The organism is Nocardia sp. NPDC046473 (genome assembly GCF_040645995.1).
GTDB lineage: Bacteria > Actinomycetota > Actinomycetes > Mycobacteriales > Mycobacteriaceae > Nocardia.
The window spans coordinates 168,366-186,759 of record NZ_JBEYZJ010000011.1; the positions used below are offsets into that span (position 1 = coordinate 168,366).

Genomic DNA, 18,394 nt, shown 5'->3' on the forward strand with positions numbered 1-18,394 from the left:
CGCGTGGCGTAGCGACACCTGCTGTGTTGCTGATGCTGTCGCGAGCGGGCAGTCCGAATGTGCTGAGCGCGATTGTGATTGCTGCGACGGGGCACGGACAGAGTCGGTCACCGAAACCGGACAAGCCGCCGTGCTGTCGCGCGGTCAGTGAGCAGACCGAGGAGCCGGCGGTACACCAGGCCCTGAACCCTTCCCGGCTTCTGGCGCCGATGTCGTGACGTGATATCGACGGCCCCTGACCCGATCGGGTCGATAACGTACGGCAGGATCGCTCACAACGGTCCGGTCATTCGGACTTCCCACCATCATGATGCCGCTGGAAAGCATCGGGTGCTCCTTTATTCTCCTAGATGAACGATCGCGCCGAATTGCTGCTCATAATTACTCATGCTGTCATTCAAGCTCTGCATCAGACGGAAGATCATCGAAGGCGGAAACTTCACCCGCGACACCACTTGAACTGGTTGCCGCAATACAGACCGACCGCTGTCGTCGACGCCCGGATCGGTGGGCAGGTGGACGATGAAATCGATAGTGAAATCCGTGCGGTTGTACCAGCACGTAAAACCGTTCGCGTATACCCCTGCGCTCAAAGCTTCGGGCACGACTACCTCGACATGCACCGGTGGGGTCTCATCGCTCATTCCCATACCTCTCGCCGACCGCCCCAAAGAGGCCACCGCGTCGTGGCCCTTCGGTTCAGCCGCGGTCAGTGATCAGCGCGACTGGAACTGGCGTGTCTGCGCCCGAAGCTGATGCAGCCGCAGATCCCAGTTGCCTGCTCGGTCCTGCGTGCGGGTGGCCTGGTCGTCGGCCTGCTGGGCCAGCTGGCTTGCCTGGTCGGCCTGGTCCTGGGCCGATTGCGCCCGCTGCGTCGACTGGTTGGCTTCGCTTTGCGCCTGCTGAGCTTGGCTCTGCGCCCGATCGGCTTCGTTCTGTGCCTGCTGGGCCTGGTTCTGCGCCTGCAGTGCCTGTTGCCGAGCCTGTTGTGCCTGCTGGTTTGCCTGGTTGGCCTCGCTCTGCGCCAGCTGCGCCTGATGCTGGACCTGACGCGACTGCTGCTGTGACTGCCGAGCGAGATTCTGCGCCTGCTGCGCATACTGCCGGGCGCTCTGTGCTTCTTGCCGCGCCTCGTCGAGCTGCATACGCAGCCTATCGATATCCTCGAGGTTCAGACCCTGCTCGTGTGTCTGATCGGAATTTTCTTGTGCTGCCATGACAAACTCCCTACATCGGTGGGGTGTGTGGCGGAAAACGAACTCCGCCTCATGAATCGTCGCCCTTCCGTGAACTGAACGCAATACGCTGGGAACATGGTCGAAACATTCAATAAAGGTGTTGGCGCTGCAAAAAGATGTCTTATCGCGCCATTTGTCGTCGGCACACTACCGGCAGACCGCAGCCGTGCCTGTACACGCGGTTAACGGTCGTCCCATGATCCGGGTAGCGAACATACGGACAGTCGCGACGGCGACAGACGGTCATACCGAATCGAACGCTCCCGGCCGGAAATTTTACGGCAGCCTGCCTGTCTGTGGTGAGCTCGGTTGCGAGGCAGCCGATTTCGTACCGGGTCTGGTCACAGTCGCGCGCCCCGGTACGGGCGTTCCTGATATGCGAGGATTCGAATGTCGGGCGGCACGATAGGCCGCCGCGCTCGGCCACTCACGCACCGAGGATGATGGGCAATCGTGCCCACTGATCCGAATGCCACCGATATCAAGCCCCGCAGCCGCGACGTCACCGACGGCCTCGAGAAAACCGCGGCTCGCGGCATGCTGCGCGCGGTCGGTATGGGGGACGACGACTGGGAGAAGCCGCAGATCGGGGTGGCGTCCTCGTGGAACGAGATCACGCCCTGCAACCTTTCGCTCGACCGGCTCGCCAGGGCCTCGAAGGACGGGGTTTTCGCCGGGGGCGGTTTCCCGATGCAGTTCGGCACCATCTCGGTGTCCGACGGCATCTCGATGGGCCACGAGGGGATGCACTTCTCGCTGGTGTCGCGCGAGGTGATCGCCGATAGCGTCGAGACGGTGATGCAGGCCGAGCGGCTCGACGGTTCGGTGCTGCTCGCGGGCTGTGACAAGTCGCTGCCCGGCATGCTGATGGCGGCCGCGCGGCTGAACCTGGCGAGCGTGTTCCTGTACGCCGGTTCGATCCTGCCGGGCATCGCGAAGATGTCCGATGGCAGCGAGCGCGAGGTGACGATCATCGACGCGTTCGAGGCGGTCGGCGCGTGCTCGCGCGGGCTGATGAGCCGCGAAGACGTGGACGCCATCGAGCGGGCCATCTGTCCCGGCGAAGGCGCCTGCGGTGGCATGTACACGGCCAACACCATGGCCAGCGCGGCCGAGGCGATGGGCATGTCGCTGCCGGGCAGCGCGGCACCGCCCGCGACCGATCGCCGCCGCGACGGCTACGCCAGGCACAGCGGCGAAGCGGTGGTGGAACTGTTGCGGCGCGGGATCACGACCTCCGACATCCTGACCAAGGAAGCCTTCGAGAACGCCATCGCTGTAGTGATGGCGTTCGGCGGCTCCACCAACGCCGTGCTGCACCTGCTCGCCATCGCGCACGAGGCGAACGTCGACCTGAAGCTGGCCGATTTCGCGCGGATCGGCCGTAAGGTGCCGCACCTCGCCGATGTGAAACCCTTTGGTCAGCACGTGATGACGGACATCGACCGGGTCGGCGGCGTGCCGGTGATGATGAAGGCTCTGCTCGATGCCGGTCTGCTGCACGGGGATTGCCTGACCGTGACGGGCCGCACGGTCGCGGAGAACCTGGCCACGATCGCGCCGCCGGACCCCGACGGCAAGGTGGTGCGGGCGATGACCTCGCCGATCCACCCGACCGGCGGCATCACCATCCTGGACGGCACCCTCGCGCCCGGCGGCGCGGTGGTCAAGTCGGCGGGCTTCGACTCCGACGTATTCACCGGCACGGCAAGGGTTTTCGACCGCGAGCGAGCGGCAATGGATGCGCTGGAAGACGGCACCATCGCGGCGGGAGACGTGGTGGTCATCCGCTACGAAGGGCCTAAGGGCGGACCCGGCATGCGCGAGATGCTCGCGATCACCGCCGCAATCAAGGGGGCCGGACTGGGCAAGGACGTCCTGCTGCTCACCGACGGACGATTCTCCGGCGGCACCACCGGACTGTGCGTCGGACACGTCGCACCGGAAGCGGTCGACGGCGGACCGATCGCGTTCGTGCGCGACGGCGACCAGATCCGCCTCGATGTCGGCAAGGGCACCCTCGACCTGCTGATCGATGCCGCAGAGCTCGCGCGTCGCGCCGAGGGCTGGGAACCGTTGCCGCCCCGCTACACCCGCGGTGTGCTCGCCAAGTACTCGAAGCTGGTCGGGTCGGCGTCCTACGGTGCCGTCTGCGGCTGAGGTCGGCGCGAATGACCTTGTCAGGGGTCCCGATTTCCAGCAGAGTCGGTGAGATGGATGAGACCACAACAGATTCGACTCCTGTGCGTACCGCGCGCGACATCGCCGACGCCTATGTCGACGCGCTCACCGAGCTCGATCCGCTGATCGCGGTCATGCTCGGGCGCAACCCCGACGACGACCGACTCCCTGACCTGTCCCCGGCCGGACTCGAAGCACATGCCGCGGCTGCCCGGTTCGCACTGGCCGAGCTCGACGACGCCGAGCCCGCTGATGGCTTCCCGGACGCGGCCGACCGCCGCTGCGCCACGCTGCTGCGCGAGCGTCTCACCGCCGAACTGGCGGTGCACGACGCGGGCGAACATTTCCGCGCGCTTCGCAATATCAACTCCCCGGTGCACGGCGTCCGTGACCTGTTCACGCTGCTATCCACCGACACCGAGGCGCAGTGGCAGGCCATCGGCCGCCGACTGAACCGGGTGCCGGTCGCGCTGGAGCAGTACCGGTCCACGCTGGCCGTGGGCATCGACCGTGGTCTGCTGGCCGGACCTTTGCAAGTGAGTGCCGTAGTGCAGCAGCTCGACGAGTGGGTCGCGGGCGACAACCCGGGCGGCTGGTTCGGCGATTTCGTCGCCGACGGTCCGGAATCGCTGCGCCCCGAACTGGATTCGGCCGCCGTCAGCGCCACGGCCAGCGTGGCGGAACTACGCGACTGGCTGCGAGATGTCTACGGCCCGAAGGCAATCGACGCCCCTGATACGGTGGGGCGGGAGCGCTACCAGCGGTTCGCCCGCTATTGGAGCGGCGCCGACCTCGACCTCGACGAGGCGTACAGCTGGGCGTGGGAGCAGTTGCGCGAGGTAGACGCCCAGATGCGCGCCGAAGCGGACAAGGTGCGGCCGGGCGCGACACCGATCGAGGCCATGCGGTGGCTGGAACAAGACGGTCCGGCGCTCGACGACCCGGACAGCGCCCGCCGCTACCTGCAGGACCTGATGGATCGAGCCATCAAAGATCTGCAGGGCACCCATTTCGATCTCGCCGAGCCGTTGCTGAAGGTCGAGTCGATGATCGCACCGCCGGGTAGTGCGGCCGCGCCCTACTACACCGAGCCGTCGCTGGACTTCACCCGCCCGGGCCGCACTTGGCTGCCCCTCCTCGACCCGAATCGAATCCCGGTGTGGAGCTTGGTTTCCACCTGGTATCACGAGGGCGTCCCCGGCCATCACCTCCAGATCGCCCAGTGGATCCACCTCGCCGACCAACTATCCGTCTATCAGGTCACCCTCGGCGGCGTGAGCGCCAACCTGGAGGGCTGGGCCCTGTACGCCGAGCGGCTGATGGACGAACTCGGCTACCTCACCGACCCCGGCCACCGCCTCGGCTACCTCAACGCCCAAATACTGCGGGTACTCCGGGTGATCCTCGACATCGGCCTGCACGTCGGCCTCGACTATCCGCCCGACTCCCCATACCGGCCCGGCGAGCCGATGCTGCCGGAGAACGCCAGGGAATTCTTCGCCAGCTACTGCGGACTGCCGCCGGAACACCTGGACAGCGAGCTCATCCGCTACCTCGGCTGGCCGGGCCAGGCGATCGGCTACAAGCTGGGTGAGCGTGCGTGGCTGCGTGGCCGGGCGGCCGCGGCCACCGCGCACGGCGAAGCCTTCGACCTGAAGGCCTGGCACATGGCCGCCCTGTCGCAAGGCTCACTCGGCCTCGACGATCTTGTCGCCGAACTCTCCGCGCTCTGAGAGTCGGCTCGGTTCGGCGTATTGCTTTGCCGTGCGGAGCAATACGTCGAGCTCGGTGACGAGATAGCCGGCGATGACGTCGATGTCGGGGACCAGTTCGCGGCAACCGAGCAGGCCGAAGTGCAGGCGGCCGCCGGAGCTGCTGACGGTGATGTTCAAGCCTTGGCCGTCCATGACGACCGAAAGGGGGTAATTGGCAACCATTTTCGCGCCGCCGAGGTAGACGTCGACGTTCGGGCCCGGCACATTGGAGATCACCAGGTTGAACGGTGGGATCCGGTGTGGCAGGCCCATCGCGAAGGCGACGCGGGCCGCGCGGGCCACCAGCGCGGGCGGCGCGAAGTCGGTGACGTTCTCGATGAGGCCCGGCGGGATCGCCGCCTGCTGTGCCTTGGCGATCTTGGTGGCCCGGTGCACCGCGGTGAGGCGCGCTACAGGATCGTCGAGGTGGGTCGGCAGGGAGGCCAGCATCGCCGAGACCTTGTTGCCCAGTGTGGATCTGCTGCCCTCGTCGCGCACCGAGACCGGGATCATCGAGACGAGCGGCACGGCGGGCAACGCGTCGTGATCGATCAGCCACTGCCGCAACGCGCCTGCGGACATGGCCATCACGACGTCGTTGACCGACATGCCGAAGACGTTCTTGACCGCCTTCGCCTCGTCGAGATCGACACTGCGGAAGGCGAACCGGCGGTGCGGGGTGATCTCGCGATTGAACGGTGTCTTCGGCGCGAGCCCGACCGCGCTGGCGATCACCTCGCCGTCGTCGTGTTCGCGGCCGAGTATCGCTCCGACATAGGGCGTCAGGTAGCTGCCGACGAGTGGCAGCGAACGGCCGAGGTCGCCCGCGATTCGCGCGGCCTGTAATGGCCTGCTCGCCATGGACACTGCCGCGCGGGTGAGCATCGTGCGCCTGCTCGGCTTGGGCTCCGCGGGGAAAGTCGATGGGAGAGTTAACAGTCGGCCCTCCGGCGTGAGGTCGAGCAGGATTGTCATCAGTTCCGCGCCGGAGACACCGTCGATCGCCGCGTGATGCATCTTCGTGTAGACCGCGAGCCGCCCGCCGGCGAGCCCGGAGATCAGGTACGCCTCCCACAGCGGTCTGCGCCGATCGAGTGGCCGCGCGTGCAGCCTGCTGACCTGTTCGGTCAGCTGCGCGTCCGAACCCGGTGTGGGCAGCGAGATCTCGCGGACGTGATATTCGATGTCGAAGTTCTCGTCATCGATCCAATAGGGCTGGTCGAGTCCGAGCGGGACATAGGTCAATCGCTGATGCAGCAGCGGGATCAGTGGAACCCGCTCGCCGACCAGAGTTGTCAGTGCCGCAAGGTCGAGCATTCGGGGTGATTCGCTCGGGTCGAGCACGCACAAGCCGCCGACATGTCCGGTGGAGTTGTGGGTTTCGAGCGACAAGAACGCGGCGTCGAGGCCGGAGAGCTGCTTCATCGTTGATCCTCTGTTGCTCCTGAGGATCTGAGCATCGCAGCTTCGGTTCGTCCAGTCTGGCGAAACGAACTCGTCAGCGGGCAATCCGTTCGTCGAGCGGGATGCTTTCGGCCGCTGGCACCGCCGATTTCTGCGGGCGGGTCGGGGCGAACCAGGTCAGATAGAACAGGATCGCCAGGGCGGCGAGCAGGCCGAGGAGGCCGATTCCGGACACGAAGGGATGGTCGGCCATCGTCGGGGCGAGGTAGCGGACGGACAGGAGGGTGGTCGCGAAGGTGACGACGCCCAGGGCGACCACGCGGATACGGTAGTGATCCCAGCCCCGATCCGGGTCGCGCAGTGCGGATTCCACGGTCAAGCACAGCGCGGCGCCCGCGACCAGGTCGACGCCGTAGTGTGCGCCGAGGCCGAGGGTTGCGATGAGGGTGCAGACGAGCCAGAACGCGCCGCCGATGCGCAGCCACAGCGGTCCGCGGCGGGAGTGGATGAACAGCGACAGCGCCCAGGCCGTGTGCAGCGACGGCATGCAGTTGCGCGGGGTGATGCCGTCGAAGGGCATCGGTTCGACGGAGAACGGCAGCGGCGGAACGATACTCGGCCAGACGTCGGCGAGTTCCAAGCCGTGTCCCTGCGGTCCGAAGGCGAGGATCGGGCCGACCACCGGGAAGACCACATAGAACAGCGGCCCGATCAGGCCGAGGGTCAGGAAGGTGCGAACCAGGTGGTGCCGAGGCCATACGCCGGTGGTTACGTTGCGCAACTGCCAGACCGCGACGACGATCGCCGCCACCGGGAGCTCGAAATACACCCAGCGCACCAGGCCGAGCGGCACCGGCCCGGCCACGTCGAGCAGATGCCCGATGAACCAGGACGGATTGCCCAGCGCGTGGTCGGCGAGTTCCGCGTACGGATCGAGGACCGTCGGGCAGGCCCACGCGGTGACGTCGAGCCAGATCTCGCCGATCTTCGTCGCGAGAATCAGCAGCGCACCGAATGCGATGGCGCGCAGCGCGGTTCGGCGTCGCTGGCCGGACCAACGCCAGGCGGCGATGATCGCGAGCGCGGTGAGCACGATGGTCGGACCGTTGCCGACGGTGAACAGCCTGCCCTCGACCGCCCGAATGATCACGAAGATCAGATCGATGGCGATCGCCGCGGCCAGCGCGGTCACCCGGACGCGAGTGGTGACACCGACCAGCGCGAGCAGGAAGCCCGCCCACGAGGTGGTCGCCGACTTCGGCCTGCCGACGTAGTCGCGGAACAGGCTCGTGAGCGGGCCGAGCGCATGGATGTGCGCGGCCATGATTTCACCGGCCACCAGCACGAGCACCGCGGCGGCGATGCCGCACCAGACCAGCGACAGTCGAACGCGACGTTCCTGGAGCCGCGCAGCACCCGTTCGCGCTGCGGGTGGAGGCTGGCTACCCGGTGCGTCGTGAATAAGCATTCGGACATCGTAAACACGATGTGAACGCGACCATGCGACGTGGTGAACACGGGCCGCTCACGCGAAGGGCGAGCCTACCGCGTCATAGCACCAGGACCAGCGCCGAGACGATGCCGAGGGTCGCCGTCGCGGTCGCGCCGACCGAGTTGATGATCACTACCCCGGCGGTGACGAGCGCGCAGAGTAGCGACTCGAGCCATGCTGTGCCGCGCTCCGAACGCGGCCTCTGGGCGCGATGCGTCGTTCTCGCAGTCATGGCCCCGAGCTACCCGGCGATTTCGCGCTCAAACGGGGACAACCGCAGGGCGCGCCGTGGCTCGCCCTGCGGTTGCCGGAATGGTCAGGCTTTGTCTTGGGCTGAGGAGCGGGCAGGATTCGCCTGCTTCGCGGCCTTGGGATCGAGCTCATCCTTCTTGGCCTGCACGCCCGCCTCGATGCGATCGCCGAGACTCTTGTCGACATTGCGCCAGTACTCGAACGCCCGGCCCAGTACCGGCGGTGTGACGCCGTTGAGCAGGTGCCCGACGATGTTGTCCACCAACCGATCCCGTGCCGCGTCGTCGAGCACCTCGCGGACCATGGTGCCGGCCTGGCCCCAATCGTCGTCGTCCTTGCGCAATGTGTAAGCGGTGCGGACCATTTCGCCGTCGGTATGCCAGCCGACAACCGGGCCGGAGACGGTGGCGTCGGCGTGCGGACCGCCCTTCGAATTCGGGACGTACACCGGATCGCCCGGGTTGTGGTGGCGCATCGCGCCATCCTTCGAATACGACCGCACTGTCGTCGCGTGGGCCGAATTGACCGGCAGCTCTTTGTAATTGACGCCGATCCGGTAGCGATGCGCGTCCGGGTAGGAGAACCACCGGCCGAGCAGCATCTTGTCCGGACTCGGGCCGGTGCCCGGCACCGCATTGCTCGGCTCGAACGCGGCCTGCTCGATCTCGGTGTGGTAGTCGGCCGGATTCCGGTTCAAGGTCATCGTGCCGACCTCGATGAGCGGATAGTCACCGTGCGGCCAGACCTTGGTGAGATCAAAGGGGTTGTACCGGTAGGTCTTCGCGTCCTCGAACGGCATGATCTGCATGTGCAGCGTCCAGCTCGGGAAGTTGCCGCCGTCGATCGCCTCCCACAGGTCGCGGGTGTGGTAATCGGTGTCCATCGAGGCCATCTGGTCGCCCTCGTCCTGGGTGAAGAACTCGACGCCCTGATCGCACTTGAAATGGTATTTGACCCAGAACCTTTCGCCCGCGGCGTTGTACCAGAGGTAAGTGTGGCTGGAGTAGCCGTTCATGTGTCGCCAGGTGCGCGGAATGCCGCGATCACCCATCAACCAGGTGACCTGGTGCGCGGATTCCGGTGACAGCGTCCAGAAATCCCACTGCATATCGTGATCGCGCAGGTTGTTGTCGGCGCGGCGCTTCTGCGAGCGGATGAAGTCCTGGAACTTCATCGGGTCGCGCACGAAGAACACCGGGGTGTTGTTGCCGACCATGTCGAAGTTGCCCTGTTCGGTATAGAACTTCAGGGCGAACCCGCGCGGATCGCGCCAGGTGTCCGGGCTGCCGCGCTCGCCGGCCACGGTGGAGAAGCGGGCGAGCACTTCGGTTTTCTTGCCGGGCTGGAAGACATCGGCCCTGGTGTAGGCGCTGACGTCGTTGGTGACCTCGAAGGTGCCGAACGCGCCGCCACCTTTGGCGTGCGGCTGACGCTCGGGCACCCGTTCCCGGTTGAACGCCGCCATCTTCTCGATCAGGTACGCGTCATTGAGCAGAATCGGGCCGTCGGCGCCGACCGTCAGCGAATGTTCGTCACTGGGCACCGGGATTCCGGCGTCATCGGTGGTGTAGTTCGGATCAGACATGTCTCTCCTCTTCTACCAGCGGTAAGGAGCGCCCTGCGGCGAGCCGGTCGGAATGAGCCGACGACGGTCGAAGGCTGTGCGGTGTCCGTCTCGGTTCTCCCGATCGACTTCCCAGGTGCCTGAAGGTCAAACGTATCGCGAAGTGCTGGTTTCGTGTCTGAAATGCGGACGCGCGGGTGGCTCAGCGCGGATTCAGGCCCCGCTCGATGGCCTGGAGGGCGGCGGCCACCGCGTGCAGGGCGAGCCCCTGGCCCCAAGGTTGGCTGCGGTCGTTGCGGATGACGCTGTAGCCGAAGGGGACGAGTTGCAGCACGGTTCCGGCGCTGACCCTGGTGAGGGTGCCGGTGGAGTCGACGTAGCCGAGTGCGCCCGCCACCGCGCGCCAGCCTGCGGGCGCGATCTCGGGCGGACAGTCCGCGAGTATCGCTGCGGTGCGCAGCATGGCGGCGCCGATGCCCGCGGCGGCGGACGGTTCGAGGATGCCCGCGTTCTCGGGTTGTTCGTCGACGAGGACGCTCCAGACGCCGTGTTCGGGTTGCCGTGCTGCCAGGGCGGACAGTTGGCGGGTCAGGAGGTCGGTGATCCGGTTGAGTTGGTCGTTGTCGACGGGGACGGTGCCGCGTGCGGCCAGTTCGAGGAACTCCACTGCGCTGAGTGCGCACCAGGCGTTGCCGCGTCCCCAGTAGTTCCAGATCGTTTGTCCGCGGTGCGACCCGTGTGCGAACAGTCCGGTGTCCGGGTGCTGCAGTATTTCGGCGTGCGCGATGAGTTGGTTGCCGAACGCGGCGACCAGGTCGGGGTCGCGGCGGTATTCGCCGAGATGGCCGAGGAAGACACCGGCCATGAATGTGGTGTCGGCCCAGACGCCGTCGGGCCAGTGTTCGAGTGCGCCGTTGGCCGCGCGGGTGGTCGAGGACGGTTCGCGGAACCACTGTGCGAGCTGTTCGGCGGTGGCCGCGAGGTCGGGGTGGTCGGTGGCGGCGATCAGGGCGGCGGTGCCGGGGGCGAGGTTGTTGACGTGGGTGACGCTGATGCCCGCCGAGTGTTGTCGGCGCAGCCAGGCCACGACCTCCGCCGGTATCGGGAGGTGTCGGGCCTGGGTGTAGCGGAGCATGCCGAGCAGGCAGACGCCTTCGCCCCAGAACCAGGACGGCAGGCCGGTCTGCCAGGTGCGGGTCATCAATCGCTCGCCGGTCACGATCAAAGCGGCCGGAGACAGGTCGCTGGGTGGGAGTGGGGGAGCGGCGTGCTGGGCGGAGGTGAGGTCGTCAGCCGACATGGTGGTCTTCCGGCGTGGTGGGTATAGCGCTCGAAGGTTCGATCCGGCGGCCGTGTGCGAGATCGAGGACGAGTCGGTGGCCGCGCCAGGTGGCGGTCAGCTGGTCGGCACCGAAGGGGACGTGCATGGCCGGGTTGTCCAGGTGTGGTGGGCCGGTCGGTCGCCCGTCGGCTGAATCGACTGCCGCACTGCCGTTTACGGTGAACGCGCCGGGCCACGACAAGGCGAGCGCGCGTCCGTCGCGGGTGCGCCATGACACCGAGTCGGGCGTGAAATCTGGTTCGGTGAGGGTGGATACGAAGGCGGCGAAGGTCGCGTCGGTCGCCGCCCGTCCGACCGTCGCGACATAGGCCAGACCGTCACCGGCGGGTAGCCAGGTCTGGTCGCACTCGTCGCCCGTGGTGCGGGGACGGAAACCACCGGCGGTGGCGACCGCGACATAGCCGTCGCCGACGCGACCGGCCAGCCACGAACCGTGGGCCGTCCATTCGTCCATATGCGGTGTGGGGAACCACAAGTGCGTCGACCCGAACCAGTCGGACTCCGGAATCCGGTGCAGCACCAGTACGGTGTCGCGGTGCTGGTGCGCCCGCGGCAAGATCCGTTGTCCCGCCCAGGCATTGGGGCGGGCCGACGACGAGGTGCTGTCCGCGGCGGGATGCGTCGCGAACACCTGTACCTCCGGGCCGAGTGTGGCGCCCCAGATGTGCTCCTGTAGTCCGGGTAGTCCGGAGCGGTAGTCCTGAACGCTGGACAGCATCGCATCCGGTGTCCGCCATACCCGTAGATCGGATCGGTACGGTCGGTCCAGCAGATCGTGATGTGGGCGGTACTTGCCGGAGTAGACCTGTCGACCGTCCCATTCCTCGGGTAGGTCGGTGGCGACGGCCCTGATCAGCTCGGGCAGGCGGTAGTGCGTCGCGGTCGCGAGCGCGGTGGCGGGAAGGACTGCCGCGTTCAAAGAGCCTGCACCCCATAGGGTCCACATGATCGGCGCGGTCTCCTCGAATCGCGACGATCGCAGCGTCGGTACGTAGGAGCGTCCGTGTGCTGCGCCGTGGATGCCGTGCCATGAGTTGCCTGCGAGGGTCAGCAGCGTCTTGTCCAGCAGGGCCTCGGCGAGCTGCCGCAGGGCATCGTCGCGGGCGAATTCGATCCAGGAGATCAGGGCGAGCGAGTCGATCGCTAGGTAGGCATTGGAATCGAATTCGCTGAAGCCGCCCGCGATCTTGCGTCGCATCCACTCCTCGGCGAGCTGCCGCCCGTGCTCGGCGTGGACGCAACCGGTCCAGCCGGTGTTGGTGCATCGATCGTCCGGAAACAGTTCGCCGATCAGGGTTTCGGCGGTGTGCCAGACGAACTGATGATTCTCGGTGAAGTAGCACATGGCATCCAAGCCGGGCTGGTCGATCCAGTACTTGAAAGCGAGCAGCGTGTCTCGAACCCGGTCGCGCTGTGTCGGCGACCATGCGTCGTCGCCGAGTCGCCGCCATAGATGGACCAAACCGACCGCCTCGAAATCGGCACAGTCGGAGCGGGATTCGATCATCCGCAGTGCGGGCGCGAGATCGTCGTCGGCGAGCTTCGCGGTCGGGTCGACGGTATGCCTGGCGAGGGCGCGGGCCACGCCGGGCACGCCGCGTGCAACATGACGCAGCAGCTCGCCCCGCCAGATTGCTTGATCGCCAACGGGATGCGAGCGGTGCACGGCAGGTATCCGTGCCGCGCGCAACCGCCGGACCACCGGTGCGGCTGGGTCGTCGACGCGGACGGTCAGCACGGTCTCACCCGTGTGCAGCATGGAGGCCGTGGCGTCGGCTGTGTCGGTGATCCCGCCCGGCAACGTGAAGCGCGCGGTCCCGTCTGTGAGTACTGCTGGGGTCGCAGCGTTTCCGTCTGTCGAGACCAGGTATCGTCCACCCACCGGACCTGTAAGGGTGACGGTGCCATCGGTACTCGCCCACGGTGTGAGACCCACCGCGTCGAGCATGGCTTCCGCCGTCGCCGAACGGGATTCGTCCGCGCCGGGCACCGGAATCACGACGCGGACCGGCAGGCCCGACACCCGCAGGCAAGCGACATGCCTGCATTCCCGGAATGCGACTTGCCAGGTGACGAGGTGTACAGCGGTCAGCCCGGAGCGTAACCGCACCTGCAGCTGCGTCCGGTACGGCTCCATATAGGTGAACTCTGTTGTCAGCAACGCCAATTCGCCGTCGACAAAGACGGCGATCGGACCCGTACACCCCACCTCGAACGTCCGATACTCGGCCTGGTCGACTTCGAACACCGTCGCGGCGACCGCCTGCCGGTACTCCGGCGTGAAACAGAACTCGCTCCAGTCGAGCAGCCCGTCCGCACCGGTGTGCCTGCGCTCCCACCGGGCCTGCCGCGCATCGCCCGGCGTCACCTGCCACGAAAACCGCCAGCCCTCTTGCACTGTGGGCAGCAGTGGATCGGCGGCAAGCGGATGTTGCTGGTAGAGAATCTGTTTCAATGGCGCAGCATCGGGACCGTTGGTGAGCATCCATCGCCCGTTCGGCCCCCACGGGCTGCCGTCCGGGTCGAGGACGTCGTGCAGATCCGTGCACGGTGTCGCGAAGGCCGCTGTGCTCAGCCAATCTCGCACGTATCCGTTCCGGTCAAGGGCATGCACCGTGCGGTCTCTCGGGGCGAACTCGGGGATGGCGTTGTTCATCGGACCGCTGCTCCTTGCGAGGGGCGGCACCCTTGCCGCGGTCTTGCTTCGTACGGGATACTCCTCCGGCTTTCTCTGTGTGGGAAAGCACTTTCCGTCAGACGGGAAAGATGAGGTGGCGCCATGACCGACGTCCGTTACGCGACCAGTCCAGGGGAGATGGCAAGGCTCTCGCCGGAGGAACTGCGGGAACGTTTTCTGGTCACGAATCTGTTTGCCACCGGCGAGGTTCGGTTCACGCTGTCCCAGCAGGACCGGCTGTTGATCGGCGGCGCGATGCCCGATGGCGCGGAGCTCGAGCTTGCCCCGCCGGTGGAGCTGCGCGCCGAAAATCTTTGTGACCGACGCGAACTCGGCATCGTGTGTCTGGACGGAACAGGCTCCGTGCAGGCCGATGGTCAGGTCTATCGCGTATCCGCCGAGGACATCGTCTACGTCGGTCAGGGCACCCGGCGCGTGTCTGTGTCGGGCGACGCGGTCTTCTATATCGTCTCCGCCCCAGCGCATCTCGCGCACTCGACCACGTTGATCACCCGTGATGCCGCCGAGAGCGTGCGGATCGGCGAGGCGCACAAGGCAAGCGAACGGACGCTCCGCAAATACGTGCACGAGGACGGCGCTCGTTCCTGCGAACTGGCCCTCGGCATCACCACCCTCGAGTCGGGCAGCGTCTGGAACACCATGCCTTGTCACACCCACGACCGGCGCACCGAAATCTATCTGTACTTCGGCCTCGACCCGGCCGAACGCGTCGTGCACCTGTGCGGCGAACCGTCCAGCACCCGCAGCATCATCGTCGCCGACCGGCAGGCGGTGATCAGCCCGCCGTGGTCGGTGCACACCGGAGCCGGCACCGCGCCCTATCGGTTCGTGTGGTCGACCGCAGGCGAGAACCTCGCCTATAACGACATGGATCTGGTTGCGACGGAGTCGCTTTCGTGACCGACCCGTTCCGGCTGGACGGGCAGCGCGCGCTGGTCACCGGCGCGCGCACCGGCATCGGCCGGGCCGCCGCGCTCGCGTTGGCCGCGGCCGGCGCAGACCTCGTGCTGTGGGGGCGCGACCGAGCGGGCCTGGCAACGGTTGCCGAAGAGATCGAGGCGCTTGGTCGCGAGTGCGTCACCGTCGGTGCCGACCTCGCCGATCCGGCGGCGGTCGAAGCTGTTGCGAATTCCGTTGCCGCCGAACATCATATCGATCTGCTGGTGAACAACGCGGGCATCATCAGCCGCGGCCCGGCGACCACGGTATCGCTCGCCGACTGGCGGCGGGTGCTTGATGTGAACCTCGATGCCGCGTTCCTGCTGGCCCGCTGCATCGGTGCGCCGATGCTCGAACGAGGCGCCGGACGGATCGTCAATATCGCGTCGCTGCTGTCCTTTCAGGCCGGCGTCAACGTCGGCTCGTATGCCGCGAGCAAGCACGCTGTCGTGGGACTGACGAAGGCCTTGGCCACCGAATGGGCGGGGCTCGGGGTGGGAGTCAACGCGGTCGCCCCCGGCTACGTCGCCACCGCCAACACCGCGGCACTGCGCGCCGACCCGGCCCGCAATCAAGCCATCACCGAACGCATTCCGATCGGCCGATGGGCCGAGCCCGCCGACATCACCGGTGCCATCGTTTTTCTGTGCTCGCCCGCAGCGGCCTACGTGCACGGCCACGTTCTGGCGGTCGACGGGGGATGGCTGGCCCGGTGAATCCCGACTCCGCGCCGAGCGCGGTCGCCAAGGTGGTGCTCGTGCTCGAGGCGCTGCCGAGTTGCCGGGGAGTCACCGAAATCAGCAGGAGCACTGGGCTTTCCACCTCGACGGTGCATCGGATCCTGCAGGAGCTGGCGGCCGTCGGCTGGGTACGTATCGACCCGGACCACCGCTATCTGCCCGGCGTGCGCCTGCTGTCGCTGGCCGGGCAGACCGCAGGCATCACGCACCTGGTGCGGCCCATCCTGCAGCGGCTCTGTGCGACCACCGGGCATACCGTGCATTTCGCGCTGCGTTCCGGGGACGAGGCCATCTATGTCGACAAGCTGGAGGGTGACCGCGTGTACGCGATGCGCTCGCGGGTCGGTTTGTCGATCCCGTTGCACTGCACCGCGATCGGCAAGGCGGTGCTGGCCGGCCTGTCCCGCGCGGAGTTGCGGGAGTTGCTGACGCGGATACCGCTCACCGTCATGACACCGCGCACGATCACCGACCCCGACCTGCTGATCGCCCATGTCGGCGCGGTGGCCGACCGCGGCTACGCCGTCGACGACGAGGAGAACGAGACGCAAACCCGCTGCCTCGGCGCCGCGGTGCTCGATCACCACGGCGCGCCGATCGGCGGCATCAGCGTGTCGGCGCTCGCGTTCGATCTCGACCGCGCGAAGGTGCGAACCTGCGCGCCATTGCTCATCGCCGCCGCCCATGACGCCTCGCACGCACTCGGGCTGCCCAATGCCGTCCACCCGCTGCCCGGCCCGGCAGACCGCAGACACCGCCCAGGCGGCACCGCCAAGCATGCCGGAGACCGCTGACGCCCAAGTGGGGACAACTGGGGATCGTCCTTCTCTGTGGTCCCTGCCGTCCGCGCATGGCTATCCTGACCTGGTTCGAGGCTTGATGATCAAGGTGGGTAGATATGCGGAGTAGGGACATTGAGCTGGCGGCTCGATGGTGGCAGTGGGCCTCGGCGATTCCCACCGCCACGAATCCGGTCAGCGACGAAACCGGAAAGTTCGCCGATGTCGGCCAGTCCGCGGATGTCTGGTTCCTCGCGGGCACGTTCGGCGGCAAGGTGAGCAGGAAATGCTCCGTGCCGTACGGTCGCCCGATCTTCTTTCCCGCCTTCAATCTTCTCCAGCGAGCGTCGCTGTTCGGCAGGCGCGTTCCGGTGGTGCCGACGGCGAGCGGTCACGCGGAACTCAACGGCGTCTCGCTGCCGCTGCGCGAAGTCGCCAACCGCAGCCCGTTCCTCATCGATGCGCATCCCGATGGACCGTTCGGCCCGCCCGGACGCTACCGGGCGAATGCCTGGGGCCTGTGGTGCAGCCTGGACGAGCTCAGCCGTGGCGACTACATCCTCACCCTCGGCGGCGAGTACGAGCCGGGCGGGTTCTGGACCGAGGTCACCTATGACCTCGAAGTCGTGTGAGGTAGTCGCAGGTTTCGTACCGCGCTCGGGGGTATCCGGGGCGTAGGAGGTGCGGCATGCGGACAGACCGAGACGACCCGTCGAAGACGGCGAACGAAGACAGGTCGGACATCGACCGGCGCCGCATCACCTTCGCCTCGGACGGTCCGGCGCTCGTGGCAGGCCCGGTCGAGTTGGTGCGCCCGGACGGGACCGTGGTGTGCTCGGACCGTTTCCTCGTGGCGGTGTGTATGTGCCGGCGCAGCAAGAACTTTCCGTTCTGCGACACCAGTCATCGCAAGCGGTCGCGGCGGACGGACTGAGCTCAGCGCAACGAGCTGCGCCCCGCCCGCCAGCTGCCGAGCACGTGGTCGGTGAACCGATCCTCCAGCAGGTTCGTCGCCTGGATGCCGAAGACCACCGACTCGGTGAGCGCGGGTTCGCGCGCGAGCAAACTCGCGATGACGCCGTGCCGCATCACCTGTTCGTGCACGGCGTCGGCCTCCACGTGTTCGGTGTAGAACAGTCGGCACTGCGTCGGAGCATCGAACTTGTCGAGCGCGGCGACCATCCGTCGCGCGGCAGGCGAGGACGTGATCTCGGCGGTGGCGAGCTGGCCGACCAGTGCGCCGCGCAGGTCTCGATGTAATCCGAAGAGCGACATCATGTTCACGAGTGCGAGCATCGGCGCGGGCACCACGTCCAGGTAGTGCAGGTAGCCGTCGTCCAGCTCGGCGGCGGCGAGCAGATCGGCATACAGGCGTGCGTGCAGTCGTTCGCCGCGGCCGCCGCCGAACTCGTCGTATTCGACCGCGACCAGCGACGCCTTCTCCTGCCCGAACAGGCGCGGGATGACCCAAGCGTGCGGATCGCCCTCTTTGTGGTGATAGATCGAGCGCTGCACGAAGTACTCGCGCAGCTGCCACCACTCGCCCTCGTCGTGTAGATAGTGCGCGACATCATTCGGTTCGATCGGCTCGACCAGCAGTTCCGCCAGCGCCTGGGTTACGTCGTCGCCACCCTTGACGTCGGCGCGCAGGGCTCGGCGGAACAACCGCTCCATGTTTGCGCGCAGCCGAAGCAGTTCCGGGTCCCACTCCCAGCCGGGATCGACCGCCTCGAAGCCGTGATAGTGCAGTTCGTAGCAGGTGTGCAGCGCGAGTTGCAGATCATCCCCGTACGGATCCGCCGCACCGATCTCGGGGAAGCGGGTCTGTGCGGAGGGTGCCGCGCGCAGCGTTTCGGTGACCGCGGCGGACAGTTCGCCGCGCGGTGCGGGAAGTGCGACAGTGCTCGTCATGGGCGTTGTGCTCCGGTGGGGGTCATCGATGGTCACGCTCCCTTCCACCGCCGCATACCCGTTGCCGGGCTTGCCAACCTGCGCTGCGGTACCGCTCACA

General features: G+C 66.9%; 16 protein-coding genes. 7 read left to right on the forward strand and 9 right to left on the reverse strand.

Annotation, left to right across the window (positions count from 1 at the left end; translation table 11 throughout):
- Positions 1-338: 338 nt before the first annotated feature.
- Positions 339-644, reverse strand: a complete 306-nt coding sequence (locus tag ABZ942_RS36090) for a DUF3467 domain-containing protein (RefSeq protein ID WP_357390152.1) — start codon at positions 642-644, stop codon at positions 339-341.
- A 72-nt stretch (positions 645-716) separates the two neighbouring features.
- On the reverse strand, positions 717-1,217 hold the full coding sequence (locus tag ABZ942_RS36095; protein WP_357390154.1) for a hypothetical protein: 501 nt from the start codon (positions 1,215-1,217) through the stop codon (positions 717-719).
- Between the two features lie 474 nt (positions 1,218-1,691).
- On the opposite strand from ABZ942_RS36095, the gene ilvD reads away from it, so the two are divergent.
- Both ilvD and ABZ942_RS36105 read left to right on the forward strand, forming a co-directional pair.
- On the forward strand, positions 1,692-3,398 hold the full coding sequence (gene ilvD / locus ABZ942_RS36100) for a dihydroxy-acid dehydratase (protein WP_357390156.1): 1,707 nt from the start codon (positions 1,692-1,694) through the stop codon (positions 3,396-3,398).
- A 53-nt stretch (positions 3,399-3,451) separates the two neighbouring features.
- On the forward strand, positions 3,452-5,152 hold the full coding sequence (locus ABZ942_RS36105) for a DUF885 domain-containing protein (protein ID WP_357390158.1): 1,701 nt from the start codon (positions 3,452-3,454) through the stop codon (positions 5,150-5,152).
- On the opposite strand, the gene ABZ942_RS36110 is transcribed toward ABZ942_RS36105, so the two are convergent.
- From ABZ942_RS36110 to ABZ942_RS36135, 6 genes are all read right to left on the reverse strand, one after another.
- Positions 5,108-6,598, reverse strand: coding sequence for a wax ester/triacylglycerol synthase family O-acyltransferase (locus ABZ942_RS36110; protein ID WP_357390160.1), 1,491 nt, complete (start codon positions 6,596-6,598; stop codon positions 5,108-5,110). The genes ABZ942_RS36105 and ABZ942_RS36110 overlap by 45 nt on opposite strands.
- Positions 6,599-6,671: 73 nt before the next feature.
- Positions 6,672-8,045 (reverse strand): DUF5933 domain-containing protein, encoded by a 1,374-nt coding sequence (locus tag ABZ942_RS36115; RefSeq protein ID WP_357390162.1) that lies wholly within the window; start codon positions 8,043-8,045, stop codon positions 6,672-6,674.
- Positions 8,046-8,127: 82 nt separating this feature from the next.
- The gene (locus ABZ942_RS36120; protein ID WP_357390164.1) at positions 8,128-8,301 is read right to left on the reverse strand and encodes a hypothetical protein; all 174 of its coding nucleotides are present in this window, start codon (positions 8,299-8,301) and stop codon (positions 8,128-8,130) included.
- Between the two features lie 84 nt (positions 8,302-8,385).
- A complete protein-coding gene (locus ABZ942_RS36125; RefSeq protein ID WP_357390166.1) occupies positions 8,386-9,906 on the reverse strand; it encodes a catalase in 1,521 nt (506 codons plus the stop codon).
- A gap of 181 nt (positions 9,907-10,087) precedes the next feature.
- Positions 10,088-11,185, reverse strand: a complete 1,098-nt coding sequence (locus tag ABZ942_RS36130) for a glycoside hydrolase family 88 protein (RefSeq protein ID WP_357390168.1) — start codon at positions 11,183-11,185, stop codon at positions 10,088-10,090.
- Positions 11,175-13,883 carry a hypothetical protein gene (locus ABZ942_RS36135; RefSeq protein ID WP_357390170.1) on the reverse strand — a complete coding sequence of 903 codons (2,709 nt, stop codon included), beginning with the start codon at positions 13,881-13,883 and terminating at the stop codon, positions 11,175-11,177. Before ABZ942_RS36135 ends, ABZ942_RS36130 begins: the two co-directional genes overlap by 11 nt.
- Positions 13,884-14,006: 123 nt before the next feature.
- Here ABZ942_RS36135 and kduI point away from each other — a divergent pair, with 123 nt between their 5' ends.
- The 5 genes from kduI (at position 14,007) to ABZ942_RS36160 (ending at position 17,317) form a co-directional block, all read left to right on the forward strand.
- Entirely contained in the window at positions 14,007-14,825 is an 819-nt protein-coding gene (kduI, locus tag ABZ942_RS36140) for a 5-dehydro-4-deoxy-D-glucuronate isomerase (RefSeq protein ID WP_357390172.1), read from the forward strand.
- Positions 14,822-15,580, forward strand: a complete 759-nt coding sequence (locus ABZ942_RS36145) for an SDR family oxidoreductase (protein ID WP_357390174.1) — start codon at positions 14,822-14,824, stop codon at positions 15,578-15,580. Before kduI ends, ABZ942_RS36145 begins: the two co-directional genes overlap by 4 nt.
- Entirely contained in the window at positions 15,577-16,398 is an 822-nt protein-coding gene (locus ABZ942_RS36150; RefSeq protein WP_357390176.1) for an IclR family transcriptional regulator, read from the forward strand. Before ABZ942_RS36145 ends, ABZ942_RS36150 begins: the two co-directional genes overlap by 4 nt.
- A 104-nt stretch (positions 16,399-16,502) precedes the next feature.
- Entirely contained in the window at positions 16,503-17,015 is a 513-nt protein-coding gene (locus ABZ942_RS36155; RefSeq protein WP_357390178.1) for a hypothetical protein, read from the forward strand.
- Positions 17,016-17,071: 56 nt separating this feature from the next.
- A complete protein-coding gene (locus tag ABZ942_RS36160) occupies positions 17,072-17,317 on the forward strand; it encodes a CDGSH iron-sulfur domain-containing protein (RefSeq protein WP_357390179.1) in 246 nt (81 codons plus the stop codon).
- Positions 17,318-17,319: 2 nt separating this feature from the next.
- Here ABZ942_RS36160 and ABZ942_RS36165 read toward each other — a convergent pair whose 3' ends face one another.
- Positions 17,320-18,294, reverse strand: coding sequence for an iron-containing redox enzyme family protein (locus ABZ942_RS36165; protein ID WP_357390181.1), 975 nt, complete (start codon positions 18,292-18,294; stop codon positions 17,320-17,322).
- Between the last annotated feature and the right edge of the window lie 100 nt (positions 18,295-18,394).